Raw genomic sequence first — 1,430 nt, 5'->3', positions numbered from 1 at the left:
CGTCACGATCTATTTTACTAAAGTAGTAGGTTGATTGAGCAAAAGTGTAAAATCTTATCGAGCAAAAAGTGTCAACTTTATTCTAGCGTTTACATAGGTGGCTAAAGCTTTTGATAAGTCTAGTTTTTTAGTATCTATATGATGTATATATAGGGTTCAAAACATAATAGAAGCTAACTTAAAAAGGCCTTTTTGTGTTTTATTTCAGCCACTAATGGTTTATGCCTTTATTTCCACTCCCGCCATTCCCTCTATAAACTTCGCAATCGCCGTATGATCCATTTCGCCTCCGCCCTGAGACTAGAATTTATGTTGAAAAATCAATTCTTCCTAAATTCACAGCCAAGCTTAAAGAGGAGGTGGCAAAAATTAAAGCAGGTTTAGGTTATGAACCTGATGCAGACATAGGCCCTCTTATTAATGAAGCAGCCTACGATAAGGTTAAAAAGCATATTGACGATGCAGTTGAAAAGGGAGCTTCCGTTGAGATCGGCGGAAAAAGGATAGAGGGATACATTAACGGCTATTTCTTTGAACCAACAATCTTAAGCGGTGTTAATGATGATATGGTAATTATGCAGGAAGAAACTTTTGGTCCGATAGCTCCTATTATTGAATTTAATAGTATCGAAGAAGTAATTGAAAAGGCAAACAGTTCCCGTTACGGCCTTGCTGCTTATGCATTTACCGAGAATTTAAAGACAGCTATTACAGCATATGAGAAACTTGAATTTGGAATAGTTGGCATTAATGACGGTATTCCTTCGACTGCACAAGCGCCTTTTGGCGGACTTAAGGAAAGCGGACTGGGCCGTGAGGGAGGACACCATGGCCTTGATGAATTTTTGGAATTAAAATATGTTTCTATAAAATTATAGAAATTATTGTAAGACCCAAAGCATTTTGCTTTAGGTCTTTTTTATATCAATTTTAGGTCGCTGAAGTACAGTTAGAAATTTCGATAAGATTCCTATCAGGATCCCTAATATATATTGACATTAAGGGGCCAAGTGCCCCTGTCCTTGCAACAGGTCCTTGCTCAATTGCAATATTGCAACACTGCAAATGATTAATGACATCTCTTAAGTCCGTTCTTGTAATAAAACAAAGATCTGCTGAACCTGGCATTGGACTGTGAGCTTTTGGCTCAAACTCCTTCCCTATCTGATGCAGGTTTATTTTCTGGTTTCCAAACTGAAGAGCTTTTCTGCCTTCACCAAAGGTAATAACCTCCATCCCTAAAACTAATTTATAAAAATTACTTGTACTTTCAATACTTTGTACAGTGAGCACCAGGTGATCCAATCTTTCTATTTCCATACCCTACTCCTCCTAAAGGGCTTATTTGGTATGCCTTCTTTTGTTCCCTTCGCCCTTGTTAAACAATCCTCAAACCATTGGCGTGTTTGTCAAGAGCGATTGCGGCGCAT

The 1,430-nt window shown here is 38.2% G+C and carries 2 protein-coding genes; one reads left to right on the top strand and one right to left on the bottom strand.

Going from position 1 to position 1,430, the window contains the following annotated elements; genetic code table 11:
• Positions 1-305: 305 nt before the first annotated feature.
• On the top strand, positions 306-878 hold the full coding sequence (locus L634_RS32015) for an aldehyde dehydrogenase family protein (protein WP_269521780.1): 573 nt from the start codon (positions 306-308) through the stop codon (positions 876-878).
• 52 nt (positions 879-930) lie between these two features.
• On the opposite strand, the gene L634_RS0128595 is transcribed toward L634_RS32015, so the two are convergent.
• Positions 931-1,320: a VOC family protein gene (locus L634_RS0128595; protein WP_026585318.1), complete on the bottom strand. Its 390-nt coding sequence runs from the start codon at positions 1,318-1,320 to the stop codon at positions 931-933.
• Positions 1,321-1,430: the final 110 nt, after the last annotated feature.

This window comes from Bacillus sp. J33 (assembly GCF_000518885.1).
GTDB lineage: Bacteria > Bacillota > Bacilli > Bacillales > Cytobacillaceae > Cytobacillus.
The sequence above is the reverse complement of the archived record's forward strand: the minus strand, read 5'-3'. Positions and strand labels throughout refer to the sequence as shown.